This window comes from Pseudomonas sp. NY15435, from assembly GCF_048068295.1.
Taxonomy (GTDB): Bacteria; Pseudomonadota; Gammaproteobacteria; order Pseudomonadales; family Pseudomonadaceae; genus Pseudomonas.
Map to the genome: position 1 here is coordinate 513970 of NZ_JBLUQA010000004.1, position 23495 is coordinate 537464.

The window sequence follows — 23495 nt, forward strand, 5'->3', positions numbered from 1 at the left end:
ACGCGTGGATCAGGCCGACGGCGCGAAGCGACGGAACAGCCAGGCCGCGACCAGGCCCAGGGCTGCCCAGAACACCGCGTTGGTGACCAGCGAGGCGACGATGAACTCATGGGCGAGGCTTTCCGGCGCGAGGCTGGAATGCACTTCCGGCTGCGGCGCGCCGATCACATGCGGTACCACCAGCAGTGCGGCACCGACGATCTTCAGTGCCCAGTTGCGGCCGAACACCAGCAGCGCGAGGCCGGCGGCGGTGGCGGCGGCCGTGCCGATCCACCAGGTCTGCCGCAGGTTCAGGTCGGCGGCGGCGGTGCCGGGGACTTCCGGCGGCAGGCCCAGAGACGGAGCCAGGGTGAACACGGCGAAACCGGCCAGGCCCCAGAGCAGGCCTTCGGAGGTCTTGCCCGGCTCGCGCAGGGTGAACAGGCCGGCCAGCATCAGGGCGAAGCCCACCGCGACCACCAGGTTGCCGCCGGTGGTGGAGAGGATGCGCTGCCAGCCGTCTTCCGGTTCCCAGGCTTGCGCGTCATGGTGGTGGCCAGCGGCAGCACCCTCGGCATGCTCATGAGCGTGCTCCTCGACCAGCGCGGCGGCCGGCTCGGATTTCTCATAGGTTTCCGCCTTGAGGATCAGCGGGGATACCCACAGCAACTGGACCACGGTGAGTACCAGCGCCGCGATCAGACCGGCGAAACCGGCGGTCTGGGCGATACGTTTGATCATTGCAATTCTCCAGGCGAGACGAGGCCTCGAACGCTGCGAACGCGCGACCGGGAGTGCCTCGAATTCGCTGCGCTTACGCGCAGGCGGTGCACATCAGTGGCAGGGGAAACCAGCGCTGTGGCGGGTGTCGTGCGCGGCGTTGTGCACCGCTTCCAGATGCGAGAAGCCGGCGAAATACACCAGCAGCGCGCCCAGCAGGCTGGCGCCAACGGCCAGGCTGATGCGCTTGGAAAGGGGGATGGAAGTGCTCGACGCGTGCGTCAGGGTGCTGCTGGACATGAACGTTCCCTCTGAAGATCAAAGTAAGAGAACGCAGAGGTTGAACGCATTCGAACGCGCCGGAAGGACGCGCCACGGCCTGCGCCCGCCCACCGCGGGTTTGCCAAAAAACGAAAGCTCCAGGCCGGTCTCCGGGCTTGCGACGTTGGCTCGTGGCCAAGCGGGTCAGTCTTCCCATGCGTGCGCACAGTGACTACTGATGACCCTACGATCGCCTACCGTTGCGGGGGCAGCGCCGGACTGGTCCTTGCGGACGCACCGGCTTCCCGTTTCACCTCGCGCGCGGCGCGAGACACCTGAAACCGCGCTAGCTGACCACGGCAGCCGGCAGGCGTCAACCGATCCCCGGCGATTGACCGACCCGTCTACGCTGCGTAGCCTTCCTCCCTTCGAGGTTCTCCGGCGCTGGCCGGAGCTAAGAGGGAACGTGGAAATCTTCGGATGCGCCACGGCTGCCCCCGCAACTGTGAACAGCCTGTCTCTTCATGCGCCACTGCCGATTCGGGCGGGAAGGCGAGGAGACGCCAAAGGGTTGTGAGCCAGGAGACCTGCCTCGTCACCGGTTTTCGATCTGCTGCGCGTCGGCCATACTGCGTTGGAGGATCGCCGTGGACTGCTAGTCAACTCCGCATCCCCGGCGATCCTCCGCCTAGCCTGGCTCTAGCTCGCGAGATCCGGAACCGGTTCGTTATCAACAGACAACCGGGCGGGGTGATCCGGTGGCGACCTTCGTTGCGCGGCGAACCCGCGCGCGCGCCCTTCATCCGCCTTCCAACTTCCGCTTGCGAGGCGCGCATGAAAACCCTGGCCAAACTCCCCGTCACCATCGTCACCGGCTTCCTCGGTGCCGGTAAGACCACCCTGCTCCGCCACATGCTCAACAATGCCGAAGGCCGCCGCATCGCGGTGATCGTCAACGAATTCGGCGAGCTGGGCATCGACGGCGAAATCCTCAAGCAGTGCTCCATTGGCTGCAGCGAAGAAGAAGCGGTCGGCCGCGTCTTCGAACTGGCCAACGGCTGCCTGTGCTGCACCGTGCAGGAAGAATTCTTCCCGGTGATGCGCGAGCTGGTGGCGCGCCGCGGCGACCTCGACCAGATCCTCATCGAGACCTCCGGCCTGGCCCTGCCCAAGCCGCTGGTGCAGGCCTTCCAGTGGCCGGAAATCCGCAACGCCTGCACCGTGGATGCGGTGATCACCGTGGTCGACAGCCCGGCCGTGGCCGCCGGCACCTTCGCCGCACACCCCGAGCAGGTGGACGAGCAGCGCAAGCAGGACCCGAACCTGGATCACGAATCGCCGCTGCACGAACTCTTCGAAGACCAGCTCGCCAGCGCCGACCTGGTGGTACTGAACAAGGCCGATCTGCTCGACGCCGACGCGCTGGCCCGCGTGCGCGCCGAAGTCGCGGAAGAACTGCCGCCGGCGGTGAAGATCGTCGAAGCCAATTCCGGCCAGCTGCCGCTCTCCGTGCTGCTGGGTCTGAATGCCGAAGCCGAACTGCACATCGACAGCCGCCCGACGCATCACGACCACGAGGGCCATGAAGATCATGACCACGACGAGTTCGACTCCTTCCATGTCGACCTCCCGGAAGTGGAAGAGCGCGCCCTGTTGGATGCCCTGAACGCGCTGGTCGAGCGCCACGCCGTGCTGCGCATCAAGGGCTTCGTCGCCATCCCCGGCAAACCCATGCGCCTGCTGGTGCAGGGCGTCGGCAAGCGCTTCGACAAGCACTTCGACCGCGCCTGGCGCAGCGATGAAACCCGCGGCACGCGCCTGGTGGTGATCGGCCAGGAACTGGACCAGGCCGCCATCGCCAACGAGCTGCGTACCGCCCTCTCCTGATCGTGTAGGAGCGAGCTTGCTCGCGAACCAACCTCGCAGCGGGGCAATGTTCGCGAGCAAGCTCGCTCCTACGAAGAGCCACCATCGAGCAAACCCATGCATCTGCTGCGCACCCAACCCGGCGGCTTCGTCCCCGACGACGGCATCGCCGACCTGGCCCAGACGCCCGCCGACCTGGTGATCCTCTGCAGCGGCGACTCGCACCTGGCGCTGCTCGCCGAGGCCGCCCGCGAACTGCCGGAGGATTACCCGAGCCTGCGCCTGGCCAACCCCATGCAGTTGCAGAACCACGCCTCGGTGGACCTCTACGTCGACGAGGTGCTGCAGCACGCCAAGGTCATCCTGATTTCCGTGCACGGTGGTGTCGGTTACTGGCGCTACGGCATGGAGCAGTTGGTGGCGCTGGCCGAGCGCGGCGTCACGCTCATCGCGGTACCCGGCGACGACAAACCCGACCCCGAACTGGCCGCCTTGTGCAATGTGCCCGCGCACGACGCCGAGCGCTTCTGGCAGTACCTGCGCCAGGGCGGCATGGACAACGCCCGGCAATTCTTCGCCTGCCTCGCCAACCGTCACCTGCAACGCGATTACGTCTGGAGCGAGCCACAAACCCTGCCGCGCGTGGCGGTCTATCACCCGCAAGTGGGCAGTTGCGCCCTCGCCCGCTGGCAGGCCGACTGGCACCCCGAGTCCCCGGTGGCCGCCTTGCTGTTCTATCGCACGCACCTGCAGGCGGCGAACACCGGCTTTATCGACACCTTCTGCAAACGCCTGCAGGCCCAGGGCATCAACCCGCTGCCCATCGCCGTGGCCAGCCTCAAGGAAGCCGCGTGCCTGGCGACGGTAGAAGGCCTGCTCGATAGCGCCGACGCCGAGCTGATCATCAACACCACCGGCTTCGCCCAGTCGAACCCGGAAGCGCCACAGGAACGCCCTTTCAGACGCGACGTGCCGGTGCTGCAAGCCATCTGCTCGCTGGATAACCTCGACCTCTGGCGCGCCAACCCGCAGGGCCTCGGCCCGCGCGACCTGGCCATGCACATCGCGCTGCCGGAACTGGATGGCCGTCTCATCACCCGGCCGATCAGCTTCAAGGGCCTGGCCTGGCGCAGCGAGCGCAGCCAGAGCGACGTGGTCTGCTACCTTTCGCACCTGCCAGGCATGGACTTCGTCGCCGAGCTGGCGCGGCGCTGGATGCTGCTGGCTCGCAAGGCCAATGCCGACAAGCGCGTGGCGCTGATCCTGGCCAACTATCCAACCCGCGATGGCCGCATCGGCAACGGCGTCGGCCTCGACACGCCGGCCGCCGCATTGAACATCCTGAGCGCGCTGGAGGCTCAGGGTTATCCGGTCGCCGGTTTGCCCGATTCCGGCACGGCGCTGATCCAGCAACTGCTCGGCGGCGTCAGCAACGACCTCGACAGCCTCGACCTGCGCCCCTGCGCGCAGAGCCTGGCGCTGGACGACTACCTCGCCTGCTTCGCGCGCCTGCCCGCGGCCAACCAGCAAGCCGTGCGCGAGCGCTGGGGCGAGCCGCAACAGGACCCGATGTTCCGCAGCGGCCGGATGATGGTCGCTGGCCTGCGCTTCGGCCTGGGCTTTGTCGGCATCCAGCCGGCGCGCGGCTACCAGCTCGACGCGGCGGCGATCTACCACGACCCGTCACTGGTGCCGCCCCACGGCTACCTCGCCTTCTACTTCTGGCTGCGCGAAGTGTTCGGCGCCGATGCTGTGATCCACGTCGGCAAGCACGGCAACCTGGAATGGCTGCCGGGCAAGGGCGTCGGGCTCTCGGAAGAGTGCTGGCCGGACGCGATCCTCGGTCCGCTCCCCAACCTCTACCCCTTCATCGTCAACGATCCCGGCGAAGGCGCACAGGCCAAGCGCCGCGCGCAAGCCGTGATCATCGACCACCTGATGCCGCCGCTGACCCGCGCGGAAAACTACGGCCCGCTGCGTGACCTTGAACGGCTGGCCGACGAGTACTACGACGCCTCCCTGCTCGACCCGCGCCGCGCCAGCGAGCTGCGTGGCGACATCCTCACGCTGGTGCGCGAGACCGCGCTGGACCGCGAGCTGGGCCTGCAACTGAGCGACGACCCGGAAAGCTGGCTGCCGCAGTTGGACGCCTACCTCTGCGACCTCAAGGAATCGCAGATTCGCGACGGTCTGCATGTGTTCGGCGAATCGCCCGTGGGCGAGTTGCGCCGCGACACGCTGCTGTCGCTGGTGCGCATTCCGCGCGGCGACGGACGCGGCGGCAACGCCAGCCTGTTGCGCGCACTGAGCGAGGATTTGCAGCTGGGTCGCGACCCGCTGGACGAAGCTTTCGCCGAGCCGTGGGAAGGTCCGCGCCCTGACTTGTTGACCGCCGTCAGCGACGAAACCTGGCGCAGCAACGGTGACACCCGCGAGCGCCTGGAGCTGTTCGCCCTGCGCCTGATCGACGGCTCGGTCAGCGCGCCCGGCAGCGCCAGCGCGGCGGTCCTCGCGCAGTTGCAGCAGCAGATCGCACCGACCCTGGACGCCTGCGGCGCCAGCGAAATCGGCCACCTGCTCGCCGGTCTCGCCGGCCGCTTCGTGCCGCCCGGCCCCAGCGGCGCACCCAGTCGCGGGCGGGTCGATGTGCTGCCCACCGGGCGCAACTTCTTCACCGTGGACGTGCGCAACCTGCCCACGCCCACCGCCTTCCGCCTGGGCTTCCAGTCCGCCAGTCGCCTGCTCGAACGCCACCTGCAGGACCACGGCGACCACCTGCGCCAGCTCGGCCTGTCGGTGTGGGGCACGGCAACCATGCGTACCGGCGGCGACGACATCGCCCAGGCCCTCGCGCTGCTCGGCGTGCGTCCGGTGTGGCAGGCCGGCAGCCAGCGCGTGGAGGATTTCGAGATCCTGCCGATCAGCCTGCTCGACCGCCCGCGGGTCGACGTGACGCTGCGGGTCTCGGGCTTCTTCCGCGATGCCTTCGCCAACCTGATCCGCCTGTTCGACGCCGCCGTGCAGGCCGTCGCCGCGCTGGACGAGCCGGACGATCTGAACCCGCTGGCGGCCCGTGTGCGTGCTGATCAATCTCGCCTGCTAAGCGAAGGTCTGGATGTCGACGAAGCTCGCCGACAGGCCGGCTGGCGCATCTTCGGCGCACAGCCCGGCGCATACGGTGCCGGCGTGCAGGGCGTAATCGAATCGCGCCAGTGGGACAGTCGCGCCGACCTCGCCGAGGCCTACCTGAACTGGGGCGGCTACGCCTACGGTGCCGGCGACGACGGCACCCCGGCGCGCGAGTGCTTCGCCCAGCGCCTGTCCGGCCTGCAGGCGGTGCTGCACAACCAGGACAACCGCGAGCACGACATCCTCGACTCCAACGACTACTACCAGTTCCAGGGCGGCATGCTCGCCGCCGCCGAGGTCATCCAGGGCCAGGCGCTGGCCAGCTACCACGGCGACCACAGCCAGCCGGACAACCCGCGCATCCGCACCCTGAAGGAAGAACTCGGCCGCGTGGTGCGCGCGCGCGCGGTGAACCCGAAATGGGTCGCCGGCATGAAGCGCCACGGCTACAAGGGTGCCTTCGAACTGGCCGCGACGGTGGACTACCTGTTCGCCTTCGACGCCACCAGCGAGCTGGTCGACGACCACCAGTACCGCCTGCTGGCCGACGCCTACCTGCTGGACGACGACACCCGCGAATTCATCCGCCAGCACAACCCCGAAGCCCTGCGCGACATTGCCGAACGCCTGGTGGAAGCGCAGCAGCGCGGGTTGTGGGAAGAGCCAGGGGAATACCGCGAGATGCTGGAGAACCTGCTGGTGGATAGCGAGGAGCAGTGAGGAATTTCCAGCTTTTGTAGAAGCGGACTCCGTCCGCGATGGTATCCGGCGTGATGCAGACCTATCGCGGACAAAGTCCGCTCCTACACAACAGCGCGGCATGGCGCATTGACGTGTAGGAGCGAGCTTGCTCGCGGACCCGCCCAGACCCTGAGTTGCCGGGAAACTCGTTCGCGAGCAAGCTCGCTCCTACGAAAAGCATTCGAGCGTAGGGCGCACAACCGTTCGCGGTTGTACGCCGCACCATCGACATCAACCGCGACGCAGGCGCTCTGCGGCATTCAGCAGCAGCGCCTCGGTGCCGCTCCAGCCCAGGCAGCCGTCGGTGATCGAGACACCGTAGCGCAGTTCACCGGACAGCGGCTGGCAGCCGTCGAACAGGTGACTCTCCAGCATCACGCCGCGCAGCGAGGCGTCGCCGGCCAGGCGCTGGTCGAGCACGCTGTCCAGTACCGCCGGCTGGCGCAGTGGGTCCTTGCCGCTGTTGGCGTGGCTGCAGTCGACCATGATGCTCGGATCGAGGCCGAGCTTCTCCAGCCCCTGGCGAATCTGCTGCACGCTGGCCGCATCGAAGTTCGGCCCGGCGTGGCCGCCGCGCAGCACCAGATGGGTGTCCGGGTTGCCCTGGGTCTGCACCAGCGAAGGCCGGCCCAGCGCATCGATGCCGAAGTGCTGGTGCGGGTGCGCGGCCGAACGCATGGCATCGGTGGCGATGCCGATGCTGCCGTCGGTGCCGTTCTTGAAGCCCACCGGCAGATCGAGACCACTGACCATCTCGCGGTGCACCTGGGATTCGCTGGTGCGCGCGCCGATGGCGGCCCAGCCCAGCAGGTCGTCGAAGTAGCCGGCCACTAGCGGTTGCAGCAGTTCGGTGGCGATCGGCAGGCCGCGTTCGAGCATGCCCAGCATCAGCCGGCGCGACAGTTCCAGGCCGCCGGCCATGTCGCCGCTGCCGTCCAGTTGCGGGTCGTAGACCAGGCCTTTCCAGCCGATGGTGGTGCGCGGCTTTTCGACGTAGGCGCGCATCACCAGCAGCAGCTGGTCGCTCACCTGCGGCGCCAGTTCGGCGAGGCGGTCGGCGTATTCGAGGGCGGAAACAGGGTCGTGCAGCGAGCAGGGACCGATAACGACCAGCAGGCGCGGGTCGCGGCCATCGAGCACGGCGCGGATCGCCTCGCGGCCTTCGCGGACGCGGTGGGCCATGGCGGCGGACAGCGGCAGGCGCTGGCGCAGTTCGGCGGGGCTCGGCAGCGGCTGTTCGCGGCGGCGGGCGGAGGGCAGCGGGAGGTCGAGGACTTCGGCGGAGGCTGCGTGTTCGGGGCGGATCAGGGCGGAGGTGGAAGCGTTCATCTGACTGGCATCCTTGGCCGGCGCGGTGGTCTATCCGCGCTCGGCGCTCTATCTAAGTGTTCGTGGCAAGGCTCGTTGGGTGGCACGCAGCGCGCTGCTAAATCGCCAGTCGGAGTTGCGGTAATAGCGGTAGTTGGTGGTGTTCATGTGTCGATCCTCTGTCCGGGCGTTTTGGCCCGATTCAATTTGTTTGCAATGCGTTGGCCTTGTGGGCCGGAAAAACAAAAACCCCGGTCGGGTTGCCGACCGGGGTTTTTGGGAAACTGTCTGGTTGGCGACCCTGCTTGCTAGGGCGCCTGTGGGGTATCAGGCGCGCCTTTGGCTAAACCAATACCCATAGAAGAAATAGCCGGCAGCAGCGGCCAGGACCTGCGCGCGAGCAACCACGGAGCCAATGGCACCGGGAAGGGCGAGGGACTGGATGGACAGGCTGGACGGCATGATGTTCTCCGTGGAAGTGGAGCCAAGTTACTGCATCGCGACGTGCCGATCAATGACTTGGCTCTATCGTTCTGATGGACATTGGTCGCACCTCCTACGCTCGGTTCGCTACCATGCACGGACGAAATCCGCAGGAAATCCCCATGAGCGCCCTTCCCCATTTCCCACTGGCAGCCGTCGTCGGCGCCGATGAGCTGAAACTGGCCCTGTGCCTGGCGGCCATCGACCCGGCCATCGGCGGCGTGCTGATCGAAGGGCCGCGCGGCATGGCCAAGTCCACCCTGGCGCGCGGCGTCGCCGACCTGCTGGATGGCGGGCGCTTCGTCACCCTGCCGCTGGGCGCCAGCGAGGAGCGCATCGTCGGCACCCTCGACCTGGACGCGGCACTGGGTGAAGGCCGCGCGCAGTTCTCCCCCGGCGTGCTGGCCAACGCCCACGGCGGCGTGCTCTATGTGGATGAGGTGAACCTGCTGCCCGACCATCTCGTCGACCTGCTGCTCGACGTGGCTGCCAGCGGGGTCAACCTGATCGAACGCGACGGCCTGTCCCACAGCCACCCGGCGCGCTTCGTACTGATCGGCACGATGAACCCCGAGGAAGGCGAACTGCGCCCGCAACTGCTGGATCGCTTCGGCCTCAAGGTGCAACTGGCAGGTGCGCCCGCGCCGACCGAGCGCGCCGAAATCGTCCGCCGGCGGCTGGCCTTCGACGCCGATCCGCAGGCTTTCGTCATAAGGTGGCAAGGCGCGCAACAAGCGCTGCAACAACGCTGCAGCGACGCTCGCCGGCAACTCGCGGCGATTGCGCTGGATGACCGCGCCTTGAACGACATCGCCGAGCGCTGCCATGCCGCCGGTGTCGACGGCCTGCGCGCCGATCTGGTCTGGTTGCGCGCCGCCCGCGCTCATGCGGCGTGGCGCGGGGCTGACGCCATCGAGGCGGAGGACATCGATGCGGTGGAACACTTCGCCCTCGCCCATCGCCGTCGCCACGCGCCGTCACCATCGGCAACGCCTCCGCAGTCCGCCTCCAGCCAATCGCAAGCGCCGTCCACCCCATCCAACGGCGAGGGCCAATGGGGCGAACTACCCGCGCAGAGCATCGCCATGGGCGAACGCCGGCAACTGACGGGCTGGCCAAAAAAGTCCTGAGCATCCGCCCGCGCCAGGCCCCAGGCGCGGATGCCCACCCCCGACCCGGCCAGCTCGCCGGCGGCCGCAGCGGCGCCCGCCAACAGGGCACGCACGGCCGTATCGATTGGCCTGCCACGCTGCGCAATGGTCGCCCGCGACACCGCGCAGACCTGGTGCTGCGCGCCCGCAGCCGCAAGCCCGGCGAGCTCTGGCTGGTGATAGTCGACGCCTCCGCCAGCACCCGTCGCCACGGCGCCCTCGCACAAGCCAAGGGCCTGCTCGCCGACACCTTCGAACAGGCCTATCGCCAACGTGCGCGTCTCGCCGTGCTGCACGCCACCGGCACACAAGCGCGTTGGTTGTGGCAGGGCCAGAAGGCCTCTGCGCAGCTCCAGGACTGGCTGGAAGCGCTCGGTGCCGGTGGCGGCACTCCGCTGATCGAGGCACTTGAGCGAGCTCGGGAATGGCTGGACAAGCGCCAGCGACAGAAGCCAGGCGAGCACCAACGCCTGCTGATACTGACCGACGGCCGCCTGCGTGACTGGCCGGCGTTGCAGCCGATGGACTGCCCGACTGTGCTGGTGGATATCGAAGGTGGCGCGGTACGGCTTGGCCGCGCACAAAAACTGGCCGGCGAGCTGGGCGCAGAGTATCGGCGGATCGCTGAAATTTCCGGCTCCTATCGCTAGAAGCCCCTCACCCTTTTCCAGAGGAAGAGGGAACAGTCCTGCGCGCTCTGATCGACCAACGTTCGCCGGTTACCGCCGATACACTGCCCACTCCGAACGGCCTCCTCTCCCTCTGGGAGAGGGCTGGGGTGAGGGCAATCTCGCAGCATCGCGATATTCGCCCTCAAGGCTCCCCATTGCGCCCATGCTGCAAGAACCCCGGTCGCTCGCTCAGCCGCTCGTAGTAGGCCGCCACAGCCGGTAGATCGGGGCGCTGCATGGGCGTCAGGTACCAGCGGTTCACCGACAGACCGAGTACCACATCGGCGAGACTGAAGCAGGCACCGGTGACGAAGGCGCCGGTGCGCTCCAATTGCCGGTCCAGCAGGGCCATGCAGTGATTCCACTGCGCCTCGCTCAGGGCGATGGCGGATTCGTCAGTGTGGCTGGGACTGTTGCGCACCCTGGCCATGAACACGTAGCGCCAGGCGCTGTTCAGTTCGGTTGCCTGCCAGCCCATCCACTGCTCCACCAGCGCGCGTTCGCGCACGGAGGTGGGTAGCAGTTCATCGAGCGGATACTGCGTGGCGAGGTAGCTGCAGATGGCATTGGACTCCCAGAGCACGAAGTCGCCATCGACGAGGACCGGCACCATGGCGTTGGGGTTGAGCGCGATGAATTCCGCCGAGGCAGTCGAACGGAAGCCCGTGCCCCAGTCTTCCCGTTCGTAGGACAGGTTCAGTTCGGCGCAGGTCCAGAGCACCTTGCGCACGTTGATCGATGAAGCGCGGCCGAGGATTCGCAGCATGGTGTCACTCCCTGTGATAACCGGGGCCCAGCATAGAGCCAGGTGCGTTGGCGGAGAAGAGACGTTACAGCCCCGTAGGAGCGAGCTTGCTCGCGAACCACTACGAAGCTGTGAACTCCCTGGAACAGGTCGCCCCACAGAGCCTTTGTCGTAGCTCAGTGGCATAAGCGCTGACGGCTCGGAGTAGGCCGATGGGTTTGCGAGCAAGCTCGCTCCTATAAAAGTCGGCCCGCCAAGGCAGCCCACAGCGACTCGACGCTATCGAACTCCCGGTCCACTCTCGGCAGCGCCGGCCGCGCCAGGATCAGCACCGGCACATCACGCTCGCGGGCGACCTGCAGCTTTGGTTCAGTCGCCTGACTACCACTGTTCTTGCTGACCAGCACGTCGGTGCCCAGGCGGGTAAATAGCTCGCGCTCGCCCTCCAGGGTGAACGGCCCGCGCGCGCCGAGCACCTCGGCACGCGCGTTGCCAGGCAGGCTTTGCAGGCAGCGCACGGTCCAGTGCTGGTGGGCGGGAATCTCGTCCAGGTGCTCCAGCGGCTCGCGACCCAGAGTGAACAGCGGACGGTGAAACGCCTTCAGTGCCTCGATCAGCGCCCCCCAATCGGCGACCTGCCGCCAATCGTCGCCCTCGCCCGCCTCCCAGCCGGGGCGGCGCAGCGCCCAGCACGGCACGCCGGCCAGTTGCGCAGCGCGGGCGGCGTTGGCGCTGATCTGCGCGGCGTAGGGATGGGTCGCGTCGAGCAACAGGTCGAAACCGCGTTCGCGGATGTAGTCCGCAAGGCCTTCGGCGCCGCCGTAACCACCGACGCGCACCTCGCAGGCCAGATCGTCCGGCACCTTGCCCAGGCCGGCGAGGCTGTAGAGATGCTGCGGCCCCAGGCGCCGCGCGATGGCCAGCGCTTCGCCGATACCGCCCAGTAGCAGGACTCGCTTCATCGAACCTCCAGCGCTTCGCCCACCAGGTTGCCCTGGCGGTCGATGGCGAAGACTTCCAGTTGTACTTCGGCGGGCACGATGCGTCGGGCGAAGGCCAGTGCGCGGGCGCAGACGGCGTCACCCAGAGCGATGCCCTCGGCGCGACAGAGCGCCAGCGCCTGCTGGCTGGTGTTGGCGTCGCGCATGCGTTGCTGCAGGTCCGCCGAGGCGCCGATGTCCGCCGCCCACTCGGCGAGCTGCGGCAGGTCGATGCTGGAGTGCCGACTGTGCAAATCCATGTGGCCGGCGGCGAGCTTGCTGATCTTGCCGAAGCCGCCGCAGACGCTGAAACGCTCCAGCGGCACCTTGCGCAGGTGCTTGAGCGCTGCACCGGCGAAGTCGCCCATCTCGATCAGCGCCGTGTCGTCGAAACCGTAGCGACGGCGCATGGCATCCTCGCTGGCGTTGCCGGTGCAGGCGGCGAGATGGCGGAAACCGTTGGCGCGGGCGACGTCGATGCCCTGCTGGATCGACGCGATGTAGGCCGAGCAGGAGAACGGCCGGACGATGCCGGTAGTGCCGAGGATCGACAGGCCGCCGAGAATGCCCAGGCGCGGGTTCATGGTCTTGAGCGCCAGCTCGGCGCCGCCCTCGACATGGATGGTGACGTCGAAGCCACCGGCATAGCCGCACTCGGTCGCCAGCGCAGCGAGGTTACCCTGCATCATCTGCCGTGGAACGGGATTGATTGCCGGCTCGCCCACCGCGAGCACCAGCCCCGGCTTGGTGACGGTGCCGACGCCTTCTCCAGCGTAAAAACGCACGCCCGGCTCATTGCTCAAGGCGACGCGCGCAAAGACCAGCGCACCGTGGGTCACGTCCGGGTCGTCGCCGGCATCCTTCAGCGTACCGGCTTCGGCGCCGCCAACCGTGAGGCGGCAGAACTCCAGGCGCAGGGTCGCGCTGCGCTCTTTGGGCAGGCTGATCTGTGCGGCGTCCAGCGCTTCACCGGTCAGTAGCAGGCGCGCCGCCGCCAGGCTGGTGGCGGTGGCGCAACTGCCCGTGGTGTAGCCGCTGCGCAGCGGGCGAGGTTCTTCGGGCGTCTCGTCACGCATGGTCATTCAGCCTGGGGCTTGTGCACTTCCAGCAAGGTGATCGGCAACGCCGCGCGCCAGGTATCGAAACCGCCGAGCGGCTGGGCCTGGGACACCGACAGACGAGTCAGCTCGCCGCCAAGGCGGGCGCGCCAGCTCAGCAGCATGGACTCGCTCTGCAGGGTGACGGCGTTGGCCACCAGTCGGCCGCCAGGCTTGAGTTGCTCCCAGCACTGCTCGAAGACACCGGGCAGGGTTACACCACCGCCGATGAAGATCGCATCCGGGCGCTCCAGTCCCTGCAATGCCTCCGGCGCAGCGCCGCAGACCAGTTGCAGCGCCGGCACACCGAGGGCGTCGCGGTTGAAACGGATATGTTCCTGGCGCCCGTCGTTGGCTTCGATGGCCAGCGTGCGACAGCTCGGATGTGCGCGCATCCACTCGATGCCAATGGAGCCGCAGCCGGCGCCGACATCCCAGAGGAGCTCGCCGGGCTTCGGTGCCAACCGTGCCAAGGTCACGGCGCGGACGTCGCGCTTGGTCAGTTGGCCGTCATGGCGGTAGGCGTCGTCCGGCAGGCCGATGGTCAGGGGCAGACGAACCGCGTCGACGCCGGCTACGCACTGCACAGCCACCAGGTTCAGTGCAGCCATCTCGCTCTGCGACCAGTCGCTGGCAAGCCCGTCGATACGCCGCTCCGCCTCACCGCCCAGGTGTTCCAGCACGCTGAGGCGACTCGCGCCGAATCCTCGTTCGCGCAGCAATGCGGCGATCGCCGCCGGGCTGCTGCCGTCGTTACTGAGGATCAGCAGCCTGGCGCCGTCGTGGATCTGCGCGTTGAGTGCGGCCAATGGGCGTGCCACCAGCGACAGCAGCGCGCAATCCTGCAACGCCCAGCCCAGGCGCGCCGCTGCGAGGGAGGCAGAGGACGGCGCGGAAAGCACGAGCATTTCCTCGGACGGAATCTGACGGGCCAGGCTAGCGCCGACGCCGAACCACATCGGGTCACCGCTGGCCAGCACGCAGGTCGGCTCACCGCGCCGGCGCATCACCGGTTCCAGGCTGAACGGGCTCGGCCAGGCCTGGCGATGAGCGCGCAGACAATGCGGCAGCAGCTCCAGCTGGCGTGGCGCGCCGATCACTTCGCTGGCGGCGAGCAGGGCGCGGCGCGCGGCCTTGCCGAGGCCGGCATAACCGTCCTCGCCGATGCCAACGATGGTCAGCCAGGGCGTCATGAAATTTCCTCGAAGGTGCGACGATCGATCCGACGGGCAGGCTTTTCCTGCCTTCGGGCAAAGCAGGCATAATACCCGCTTCGTCGGTGCTCGTAGGACGCTTCGCAATTGAACAGCGAAGCATCCGAGAGCCGAAGAGGGAACACGGTTGAACCGTGGCTGCCCCCGCAACTGTAAGCAGCGAGTCCGCGCAATCCGACAGCATGAAGCGCATTTTCATGCGGTCGATCAGGCCACTGGGCAACCGGGAAGGCCGCGCTGGATGAGGACCTGCCAGCCAGGAGACCTGCCGACGAAACCAGTCGCGCGTGCAGACATCGAGCGGGGTGTATCGGTGTCGTGAAGTCCCCTATGGGGGATTCGCAGGTCACCGCGACCCAGCCCTGGTGACCTCAGTGCCCGAATTCTCAGCTCCGCCCGTCCGTCCGCATGCCTGCCCCGGCCTGCTGCGCATCGTGGCCTCCCGCGATGGCGGCATCTGCCGCATCAAGCTGCCCTGTGGGCAACTCGACGCCAGCGCCGCGCGAGCCATCGCCCTGGCCGCCGAGCGCCATGCCGATGGCGTGCTGGAAGCGACCAATCGCGCCAACCTGCAGATTCGCGGCATACGCACCGGCACCGAACAGGCGCTGAGCAGGGAACTGCTCGCCGCCGGTCTCGGCCCGCGCGAACTGGCGGCGGACGATGTGCGCAACCTGCTGGTCAGCCCGGCGCTGGGCCTCGACGCCGCCACGACTTTCGATGCAGCTCCCCTGGCCGGCCAACTGCTCGATCTGCTGGAGCGCACACCGCGCTTCCACGGCCTGTCGCCCAAGTTCGGCATCCAGCTGGACGGCGGCGAAGCGCTGGCGATGCTGGAGCATCCCAACGATCTCTGGCTGTCGGCCATGTCCGGCGACGCGACGCCGCTGTTCGCCTTCGGCTTGGCCGGTTGTCCGCCGCAGCACGAAACGGATGCCCCTGCCCTCGCCGCCGTGACAGCCAAGCAGGTACCGCTGCTGGTGGAAAGCCTGCTGCACCTCTTCCTCGATCTTGCCGGCGACGGCCAGACGCGCATGCGCCACCTGCGCGAGATGCTCCGCGATGAAGTGCTGCTGGAGCGCCTGCAGCAACGCCTGCCCTTCCAGTTGCACCTCGGGCCGGCTGTGGATAACTGGCGTCGTCCTGTACCGCGGGCTTTCGGCCATCTCGGGATTCAGCCGCAGCGCCAGCCGGACCGCGCCATGGTCGGTGCGGGATTCATCCTCGGACGCCTCGACAGCACCCTACTGTTCGGCCTTGCCGATCTCGCCGAGCGATTCAGCGCCGGACAACTGCGTCTGACGCCGTGGCAAAGCCTGATCCTCCCCGATGTATCCCTGACCGACGCTCCCGTCGTACTCGCCGCGCTGGCCAACCTCGGCCTGGTGATCGATGCCGGTCAACCGCTCTCGCGCCTCGTCGCGTGCAGCGGCTCCAGCGGTTGCGCGCGCGGGCTGGCCGACACCAAGGCCGACGCCCTGCGCCTGGCCGAGCGCCTGCGTCACGCACCGCCGGCCGGCGTGCACCTGTGCGGCTGCCCGCGCTCCTGCGCCGCCGCCCACGTCGCCCCCTACACCCTGCTGGCCGTCGCCGACGGCCGCTATGACCTGTTCCGTCGCGCCGACGGCATGGCCGGCTTCGGCCAGCCGCTGGCGCGCAACCTATCCCTCGATGCCGCGGGCGACCTGCTCGCCGCACCCGGAGTTTCCACCGATGCTTGATTACATCCGCGACGGCCAGGCGATCTACCGCCAATCCTTCGCCACCATCCGCGCCGAGGCCGATCTCACCGGCATCCCCGCCGACCTGGAAAAGCTCGCCGTGCGGGTGATCCACGCCTGCGGCATGGTCGACGTCGTGCAGGACCTGCGTTTCTCCGCCGGCGCCGGGGCCATCGGCCGTGCGGCCCTGGCCGCTGGTGCGCCGATTCTCTGCGATGCACGGATGGTTGCCGAGGGCATCACCCGCGCACGCCTGCCGGCACACAACGAGGTGATCTGCACCCTCAATGATCCGGACGTCCCGGAGCTCGCCCGCGAGCTGGGCAACACCCGCTCGGCGGTGGCGCTGGAGCACTGGCGTGAGCACCTGGAAGGCAGCGTGGTGGTGATCGGCAACGCGCCGACTGCCCTCTTCTACCTGCTGGAAATGCTCGATGCCGGCGCACCGAAACCGGCACTGATCCTTGGCTTCCCGGTGGGCTTCGTCGGCGCCATGGAGTCCAAGGACGCCCTCGCCGCCGACAGCCGTGGCGTGCCCTACGTAATCGTGCGCGGACGCCGTGGCGGCAGCGCGATGGCCGCTGCGGCGGTGAATGCCCTGGCCACGGAGGTGGAGTGATGACCGGCCGCCTCATCGGCCTGGGCGTCGGCCCGGGCGACCCGGAACTGCTGACCCTCAAGGCCCTGCGCCTGCTGCGCGCCTCCCCGGTGATCGGCTACTTCGTGGCCAAGGCCAAGCACCACGCAGGCCAGGGCGGCAATGCCTTCGCCATCATCGAGCAGCACCTGCTCGATGAGCAGCAACGCCTGCCGCTGGTCTACCCGGTGACCACCGAGAAACTGGAGCCGCCGCTGACCTACGAAGGCGTGATCAGCGACTTCTATGACACCGCTGCCGAGCAGGTGGCGATGCACCTGGAAGCCGGTCGCGACGTGGCAGTGATCTGCGAGGGCGACCCGTTCTTCTACGGCTCCTACATGTACCTGCACGACCGTCTTTCGCAGCGGTATGACACCGAAGTCGTACCCGGCGTCTGCTCGATGCTGGGCAGCGCAGCGGTGCTCGGCGTGCCGCTGGTGTATCGCAACCAGAGCCTGTCGGTACTCTCCGGCGTGCTGCCGGAAGACGAACTCAAGCGCCGCCTGGCCGACGCCGATGCGGCAGTGGTGATGAAGCTCGGCCGCAACTTCGACAAGGTCCGCCGCGTGCTCCGCGAGCTGGGCCGTGACGGCGGCGCCCACTACGTCGAACGCGCCACCATGCGCGAGCAGCGCATCGTGGCGTTGGACGACGTCGACCCGATGGCTTCGCCGTACTTCTCGATGATCGTCATTCCCGGCCAGCGGTGGAACGGCTGATGCGCGCTGCCATTGTCATCCTCGGCCAGGGCGCGCTGGCCACCGCGCGACGCCTGCAGGACGTTTATCCACAGGCACGCGTATTGGGTCTGAAAGACCGCGTCGAAGGCGCCGATGAGTCCTACGCTAATTTCGGCGATACCCTGCGCCAGCTCTACCGCGACGACACCTCGATTATCGCCCTGTGCGCCGCCGGCATCGTCATCCGCACCCTCGCACCCCTGCTCAGCGAGAAGGGCGCGGAGCCGCCGGTGCTGGCCGTGGCCGAAGACGGCAGCGCCGTGGTGCCGCTACTCGGCGGACTCGGCGGGGTGAACCGCATGGCCCGCGAGATGGGCGCCGCGCTGGACGTGGCGCCCGCCATCACCACCAGCGGCGAGTTGCGTTTCGGCGCCTGCCTGCTCGACCCGCCGCCGGGCTATGCGCTGGCGGACATCGAACAGGGCAAGCGCTTCGTCTCCGACCTGCTGGGCGGCGATACTCTGCGCATCGAGGGCGATGCGCCCTGGCTGGACGAGCTGGACCTGCCGCTGGCTGACGACGCCGCGCATACCCTGCGTATCGATGCCCGCGCCGAGGGCATCGCGCAGAACGAGCTGCGCATCCATCCGCGCATCGTCCTCGCCCACGTCACGCTGGTGGACTCGCAACTGCCCGAGCGCATCCGCCAGGGCCTGGCACAGGCCGGCCTGGCCGAAGCGTCGCTGGCCGCCGTGGTCGCGCCACGCTGCCGCATGGCCGATCCGGCGCTGGCCATTGCTGCCGCAGAGCTGAATGTTCCGCTGCGCTTCGTCGAGCAGGACGCGACGCTGCCGCCGGAAGTGCTGCACGGCGATTCCTTCCATCTGCACCGCGCCGCCACCCCGCTGGAAGCCCAGCGCATCGGCCAGCCGCGTGGGCGGCTCAGCGTCATCGGCCTGGGCCCCGGCGCCAGCGACTTCATGATCCCGGCAGTGCGCCGCGCGCTGGACGAAGCCCAGGACCTGCTCGGCTACGAAACCTACGTGAGGATGGCCGAGCCGCTGCGCGACGACCAGGTGCGCCACTGCACCGACAATCGCGAGGAAATTCAGCGCGCCCGCCACGCCTTCGAACTGGCTGCCAGCGGCCGGCGGGTGGTGGTGATTTCCTCCGGCGATCCCGGCGTGTTCGCCATGGCCGCTGCGGTGATGGAGGCCCTGCACGAAAGCAGCGATCCGCACTGGCATGGCGTAGAGCTGGAGGTACTGCCGGGGGTGTCCGCTGCGCTGGCCGCTGCGGCCAAGGCTGGGGCACCGCTGGGACATGACTTCTGTCTGATTTCCCTGTCGGACAATCTCAAGCCCTGGGAAACCATCGAGACGCGCCTCGACCATGCCGGCGCCGCCGACCTGGCCATGGCCTTCTACAACCCGATCTCCAAGGCGCGGCCATGGCAACTGGGCCGGGCACTGGAAATCGTCCGTCGCCACCGCACACCGGAAACCCTGGTGGTGCTCGGCCGCGACATCGGTCGCCCGGCGGAAGCACTGCGCGTCGTCACCCTGGGCGAACTGGTACCGGAGATGGTCGACATGCGCACCCTGGTGATCATCGGCTCGTCCCTGACCCGGCGCTTCCCCCGTGCCGGTGGTGGCGACTGGGTCTACACGCCGCGCTGGTACCGCTGAGGAAAGGCACGAGGCCTATTTGTAGGAGCGAGCTTGCTCGCGAACAGATTTCCCGGCAGCTCCGGTGCCGAGCAGTTCGCGAGCAAGCTCGCTCCTACAGGAAACACCGGAGCCTCAGACATATCTTGCAAATGGCCATCGCCTTGTTGAAAATGCGACAAATTATCATTTGCAACCTTCGCGCGCCCATGCCCTCGACCTTCGACGTCCAGTCGCTCTACAGCGACCATCACGGCTGGCTGCACAACTGGCTTCGCGGCCGGCTGGGCAATGCCGCCGATGCCGCCGACCTGGCCCAGGACACCTTCCTGCGCGTACTGCTCAGACCCGAGCGCAGCGAACTGCACACACCGCGCGCATTCCTGCGCACCGTTGCCCGCGGCCTGGTCATCGATCACTGGCGACGCCAGGAGCTGGAGCGCGCCTACCTCGACTCCATCGCCCATCTGCCGGAAGCGCAAGTGCCCTCAGCGGAAGACCGGCACAACATCCTGCAACTGCTGGAAAACATCGCCCGCCTGCTCGACGGCCTCAAGCCAAAGGTGCGCAGCGCCTTCCTGCTGGCCCAGTGCGAAGGCATGCCCCACGCGCGAATCGCGGAGGAATTGGGCGTCTCGGTACGCTCGGTGGAGCGCTACATCGCCGAAGCGTTGTTCCACTGCTACCAGCTACGGTACGCCGAGTGAGCGGCGCCAGTGCCACGCCCGACCCACGGGTGGTGAAACAGGCCATCCAGTGGACCCTGCGCCTGAACGGCACTGCCGACCCCGAACTGCTCAGCGCCTGCGAGCACTGGCGCCAGGCCAGCCCGGAGCACGAAACCGCCTGGCTGCGGGTGCAGGCGCTGAACAGCGAACTGGCCAGCGGTTACCAGGCCGTGCCTGGCGCCCGCGTGGCACTGGAGACGCTGGAGAACACCAGCCAGCGCCTGCAACGGCGCCAGGCGCTCAAGCTGCTCTCGACCTTTGCCATCGGCGCCTCCGCGCTATGGCTGGCCCGCGATGTCACGCCCTGGCAGCGCTGGATGGCGGACTTCAGCACGGGGATCGGCGAGCGCCAACGTTTCACCCTGGCGGACGGCAGCATCCTGCAACTGAACACCGACAGCGCAGTGAACGTGCGCTTCGATGCGCGCCAGCGCCTGCTGATCCTGGAGCGCGGCGAAATCCTCCTGAGCACGGCGCAGGACGCCGCGCGGCCGTTGCGGGTGCGCAATCGCGATGGTCTGTTCGAGGCCCTGGGCACCCGCTTCGTGTTACGCCAGGACGAACACTCCACGCGCCTGAGCGTCGAGCACGGCTCGGTGGCGATCGCCCCGCGCGTGCGCGGCCGGACCACCGCCATCGCAGAAGCCGGGCAGACCTACCAGATCAACGGCGACAGCGCGCTGCTGGCCCAGAACGGCGATATGGACAGCGCCGCCTGGGCTGACGGACTGATCGTTACTCGTGACATGCGCCTGGCGGGCTTCCTCGCCGAGATCGGTCGCTACCGCCATGGTCATCTGCACTGCGACGAGAGCGTGGCCGACCTGCGGCTCTCCGGCGTGTTCCGCCTGGACGATACCAATCAGCTACTGGCCCTGCTGCCGCGTACGCTGCCGGTGCGGATAGAGAAGCGCACGGACTGGTGGGTGACGGTCAGCGCACGCGGCTGAGCATCTTGGGTAGGGGCGGACTTCGTCCGCGATAGGTCCGCATTGCGCTGGAGGCCATCGGGGACAGAGTCCGCTCCTACATATGCTTTCAAATAACATTTCCTCGCAATCGAGAATTATTTTTGTCGGGTTTCGCCAGCTCGGCCGGCAAGGAGGAATAACCCGATCATTTCCCCGCTAACGGAAGCCCCAGCATGCCAGCCGCCCCCCTCCCGATGCCCGCCCCCGCCCTGCCCCGCACCAGCCGGCTGGCCCATGCCGTGCGCGGCGCCCTGCTCTGTGCGAGCCTCGGCGCCAGCCTGCCGCTGAGCGCCTTCGCCGCAGACGCCGCGGCCATGACCAGCAGCCGCGCCTACGCGATTCCGGCTGGGCCGCTGGGCGAGGTGCTGAACAGTTTCGCTCGTGAGGCGGGGATCACCCTGTCGGCGACCCCGGAGCAGACCCGCGGCCTGAGCTCGGCCGGACTGAATGGAACCTACTCGGTGGACCAGGGCCTGGGCCGTCTGCTGGTGGACACCCCGCTGGAAGCGGTGGACCAGGGCAACGGCAACTATGTGCTGCGTCCGGCCGCACCGACCGACGTGCTGGCCATGCCCTCCAGCGACGTGTTCGCCCTGGGCAACGCGCTGGGCGAGGAAGACGGCTACCTGGCGACCCACAGCCAGATCGCCACCAAGACCTCCAAGTCCCTGCTGGAAACCAGCCAGAGCGTCTCAGTCATCACCCGCGAGCAGATCGACGACACCGCTTCCAAGACCGTGCAGCAGGCCATGCGCTACACCCCTGGCATCTTCACCGGCCAGGTCGGCGCCTCGAACCGCTACGACTATGTGGTGATGCGCGGCTTCGCCGACAACAGCGTGGACAACATCTACCTCGACGGCCTGAAGGCCATGGGCGACAGCGGCACCTTCAGCTCGATGCAGATCGACCCGTACTTCCTGGAGCGCATCGACGTGCTCAAGGGTCCCTCCTCGGTGCTCTATGGCCGCAGCCTGCCCGGCGGCCTGGTGGCGTTGACCAGCAAGAAGCCGCTGTACGAGGATTACCACCAGATCACCGGTACCGTCGGCAACATGGGCCAGAAGGAAATGGGCTTCGACTTCAGCGGACCGCTGGATGAGGAAAAGCGCATCGCCTATCGACTGGTCGGCCTGGGCAAGGGCTCGGACACCCAGTTCGACCACGTCAAGGAAGAGCGCTACGCCATTGCCCCGACCCTGGCCATCGACTTCACTGACGACACCACGCTGACCCTGCAGGGTTACCTGCAGCACGACCCGAACGGCGGCTACCACGGCGGTGTACCGGCGGATGGCGCACTGTTCCACCACAACGGCCAGAAGATTTCCCGCGAGTTCTTCGACGGCGAGCCGAGCCAGGACGACTTCGACCGCACCCAGCGCATGTTCGGCTACCAACTGGAGCACCGTTTCGACGACGTGTGGAGCGCGCGGCAGAACTTCCGCTATCTGGATTCGGACGTCGACCTCTCGCAGGTCTACGCCTACGGCTGGACCGCACCCGACCAGAACACCTTGAATCGCTATTACTCAGGCGCCAGCGAGCACCTGCAGGCGTACATCATCGATAACATGGCCCAGGCCGAATTCAACACCGGCATCGCCAAGCACACCCTGCTGATGGGCCTGGACTACCAGAAGCGCCGCACCACCGTGGACTGGCGCTCCGGCTCGGTAGCGCCACTGGACGCCTTCGATCCGCACTACGGCAACGACGCCATCAGCTACTACCCGGACGACAACCACACCCGTCGCCTGGAACAGACCGGCGTCTACCTGCAGGACCTGATCGACATCGACAACTGGCGCTTCTCCCTGGGCATGCGCGAGGACTGGGTGACGGTCGAGGACAAGAATCGCAGTAGCGGCAGCAAGGCCGACGACGACTGGAAGAAATTCACCGGGCGCATCGGTGCGCTGTACCTGTTCGACAACGGAATCGCGCCGTACATCAGCTACTCCGAGTCGTTCAACCCCAACGCCTACTCCGACCAGTCCGGCACGCCGCTGGAGCCGACCGAGGGCAAGCAATGGGAAGCCGGCCTGAAGTTCCAGCCCGAAGGCAGCCGCAGCCTGTACACCGCGTCGATCTTCCACATCACCCAGGAGAACGTCGCCTCGAAGGAGCCGCAGGACAACTTCTACACCTCCGTGGGCGAAGTGCGCTCCCAGGGCCTGGAACTGGAAGCCCATACCCAGGTCACCGACAACCTCAAGGTGCTCGGCAGCTACACCTACACCGACATCACCTACACCAAGTCGCTGGACGGCAACCAGGGCCACACCCCGAACCAGGCGCCCAAGCACATGACGTCGCTGTGGGCGGACTACGGCTTCAATGCCGGCCCGCTGGACGGCCTGACACTCGGTGGCGGCGCTCGCTATGTCGGCGAGACCTGGGCAGACAAGGAGAACACCCTGCGCGTACCGGACTACACCCTGGTGGATGCGCGCATCGGCTACGACCTGTCGCGCGTCGGTCTGAAGGGCCTGGATGTCAGCCTCAACGCCAACAACCTGCTGGACAAGGACTACGTGGCATCCTGCTACAGCCTGGATTTCTGCTACTTCGGCGAGAAGCGCAACGTCACCGCAACGGTGAACTACCAGTTCTGATTGCATGCCGCCCGGGTCGCCGGGCGGCATTCTTGTAGGAGCGAGCTTGCTCGCGAACGCATCACGCCATGCCGATACGGCTCGCGAGCAAGCTCGCTCCTACAGAAAAAAGAGCCCCGTGGCGC

Annotated in this window: 19 protein-coding genes and 3 riboswitches; of the genes, 11 read left to right on the forward strand and 8 right to left on the reverse strand. The window is 67.5% G+C overall.

Going from position 1 to position 23495, the window contains the following annotated elements:
• Positions 1-9 precede the first annotated feature (9 nt).
• A complete protein-coding gene (locus ACNFH5_RS12580) occupies positions 10-720 on the reverse strand; it encodes a CbtA family protein (protein WP_416746360.1) in 711 nt (236 codons plus the stop codon).
• 93 nt (positions 721-813) lie between these two features.
• The gene (locus tag ACNFH5_RS12585; RefSeq protein ID WP_017521869.1) at positions 814-999 is read right to left on the reverse strand and encodes a CbtB domain-containing protein; all 186 of its coding nucleotides are present in this window, start codon (positions 997-999) and stop codon (positions 814-816) included.
• A gap of 104 nt (positions 1000-1103) precedes the next feature.
• Positions 1104-1314, reverse strand: a riboswitch (cobalamin riboswitch).
• A gap of 60 nt (positions 1315-1374) precedes the next feature.
• Positions 1375-1570: riboswitch (cobalamin riboswitch) on the forward strand.
• Positions 1571-1794: 224 nt separating this feature from the next.
• Here ACNFH5_RS12585 and cobW point away from each other — a divergent pair.
• Positions 1795-2847, forward strand: coding sequence for a cobalamin biosynthesis protein CobW (gene cobW / locus ACNFH5_RS12590; protein WP_416746362.1), 1053 nt, complete (start codon positions 1795-1797; stop codon positions 2845-2847).
• Between the two features lie 96 nt (positions 2848-2943).
• A complete protein-coding gene (gene cobN, locus ACNFH5_RS12595) occupies positions 2944-6675 on the forward strand; it encodes a cobaltochelatase subunit CobN (protein WP_416746364.1) in 3732 nt (1243 codons plus the stop codon).
• A gap of 252 nt (positions 6676-6927) precedes the next feature.
• On the opposite strand, the gene ACNFH5_RS12600 is transcribed toward cobN, so the two are convergent.
• Positions 6928-8025, reverse strand: coding sequence for a 3-deoxy-7-phosphoheptulonate synthase (locus ACNFH5_RS12600; protein WP_416746366.1), 1098 nt, complete (start codon positions 8023-8025; stop codon positions 6928-6930).
• A gap of 306 nt (positions 8026-8331) precedes the next feature.
• On the reverse strand, positions 8332-8466 hold the full coding sequence (locus ACNFH5_RS12605; protein ID WP_416746368.1) for a hypothetical protein: 135 nt from the start codon (positions 8464-8466) through the stop codon (positions 8332-8334).
• 143 nt (positions 8467-8609) lie between these two features.
• On the opposite strand from ACNFH5_RS12605, the gene ACNFH5_RS12610 reads away from it, so the two are divergent.
• The gene (locus ACNFH5_RS12610) at positions 8610-9617 is read left to right on the forward strand and encodes an ATP-binding protein (protein ID WP_416746370.1); all 1008 of its coding nucleotides are present in this window, start codon (positions 8610-8612) and stop codon (positions 9615-9617) included.
• Positions 9542-10288 carry a vWA domain-containing protein gene (locus ACNFH5_RS12615; protein ID WP_416746372.1) on the forward strand — a complete coding sequence of 249 codons (747 nt, stop codon included), beginning with the start codon at positions 9542-9544 and terminating at the stop codon, positions 10286-10288. Before ACNFH5_RS12610 ends, ACNFH5_RS12615 begins: the two co-directional genes overlap by 76 nt.
• Before the next feature lie 163 nt (positions 10289-10451).
• On the opposite strand, the gene ACNFH5_RS12620 is transcribed toward ACNFH5_RS12615, so the two are convergent.
• The 4 genes from ACNFH5_RS12620 to cbiE form a co-directional block, all read right to left on the reverse strand.
• Positions 10452-11075 (reverse strand): glutathione S-transferase family protein, encoded by a 624-nt coding sequence (locus ACNFH5_RS12620; RefSeq protein WP_416746374.1) that lies wholly within the window; start codon positions 11073-11075, stop codon positions 10452-10454.
• Between the two features lie 215 nt (positions 11076-11290).
• Positions 11291-12016 (reverse strand): cobalt-precorrin-6A reductase, encoded by a 726-nt coding sequence (locus ACNFH5_RS12625; protein WP_416746376.1) that lies wholly within the window; start codon positions 12014-12016, stop codon positions 11291-11293.
• Positions 12013-13110, reverse strand: coding sequence for a cobalt-precorrin-5B (C(1))-methyltransferase (locus ACNFH5_RS12630; RefSeq protein ID WP_416746378.1), 1098 nt, complete (start codon positions 13108-13110; stop codon positions 12013-12015). Before ACNFH5_RS12630 ends, ACNFH5_RS12625 begins: the two co-directional genes overlap by 4 nt.
• Before the next feature lie 2 nt (positions 13111-13112).
• On the reverse strand, positions 13113-14324 hold the full coding sequence (gene cbiE, locus ACNFH5_RS12635) for a precorrin-6y C5,15-methyltransferase (decarboxylating) subunit CbiE (RefSeq protein ID WP_416746380.1): 1212 nt from the start codon (positions 14322-14324) through the stop codon (positions 13113-13115).
• Between the two features lie 67 nt (positions 14325-14391).
• Positions 14392-14633, forward strand: a riboswitch (cobalamin riboswitch).
• Between the two features lie 77 nt (positions 14634-14710).
• Between cbiE and cobG the strand changes: the two genes are divergently transcribed.
• The 7 genes from cobG (at position 14711) to ACNFH5_RS12670 (ending at position 23370) form a co-directional block, all read left to right on the forward strand.
• Positions 14711-16066 carry a precorrin-3B synthase gene (gene cobG, locus ACNFH5_RS12640; protein WP_416746382.1) on the forward strand — a complete coding sequence of 452 codons (1356 nt, stop codon included), beginning with the start codon at positions 14711-14713 and terminating at the stop codon, positions 16064-16066.
• Positions 16059-16685, forward strand: coding sequence for a precorrin-8X methylmutase (locus ACNFH5_RS12645; RefSeq protein ID WP_045215268.1), 627 nt, complete (start codon positions 16059-16061; stop codon positions 16683-16685). The genes cobG and ACNFH5_RS12645 overlap by 8 nt, the downstream gene beginning before the upstream one ends.
• Positions 16685-17425, forward strand: a complete 741-nt coding sequence (locus ACNFH5_RS12650; protein ID WP_416746384.1) for a precorrin-2 C(20)-methyltransferase — start codon at positions 16685-16687, stop codon at positions 17423-17425. The genes ACNFH5_RS12645 and ACNFH5_RS12650 overlap by 1 nt, the downstream gene beginning before the upstream one ends.
• A complete protein-coding gene (cobJ, locus tag ACNFH5_RS12655) occupies positions 17425-19074 on the forward strand; it encodes a precorrin-3B C(17)-methyltransferase (RefSeq protein WP_416746386.1) in 1650 nt (549 codons plus the stop codon). Before ACNFH5_RS12650 ends, cobJ begins: the two co-directional genes overlap by 1 nt.
• A 188-nt stretch (positions 19075-19262) precedes the next feature.
• Entirely contained in the window at positions 19263-19760 is a 498-nt protein-coding gene (locus ACNFH5_RS12660; RefSeq protein ID WP_416746388.1) for a sigma-70 family RNA polymerase sigma factor, read from the forward strand.
• Positions 19757-20731, forward strand: coding sequence for a FecR domain-containing protein (locus tag ACNFH5_RS12665; RefSeq protein ID WP_416746390.1), 975 nt, complete (start codon positions 19757-19759; stop codon positions 20729-20731). The genes ACNFH5_RS12660 and ACNFH5_RS12665 overlap by 4 nt, the downstream gene beginning before the upstream one ends.
• A gap of 194 nt (positions 20732-20925) precedes the next feature.
• Positions 20926-23370, forward strand: a complete 2445-nt coding sequence (locus tag ACNFH5_RS12670; protein WP_416746392.1) for a TonB-dependent siderophore receptor — start codon at positions 20926-20928, stop codon at positions 23368-23370.
• Positions 23371-23495 lie beyond the last annotated feature (125 nt).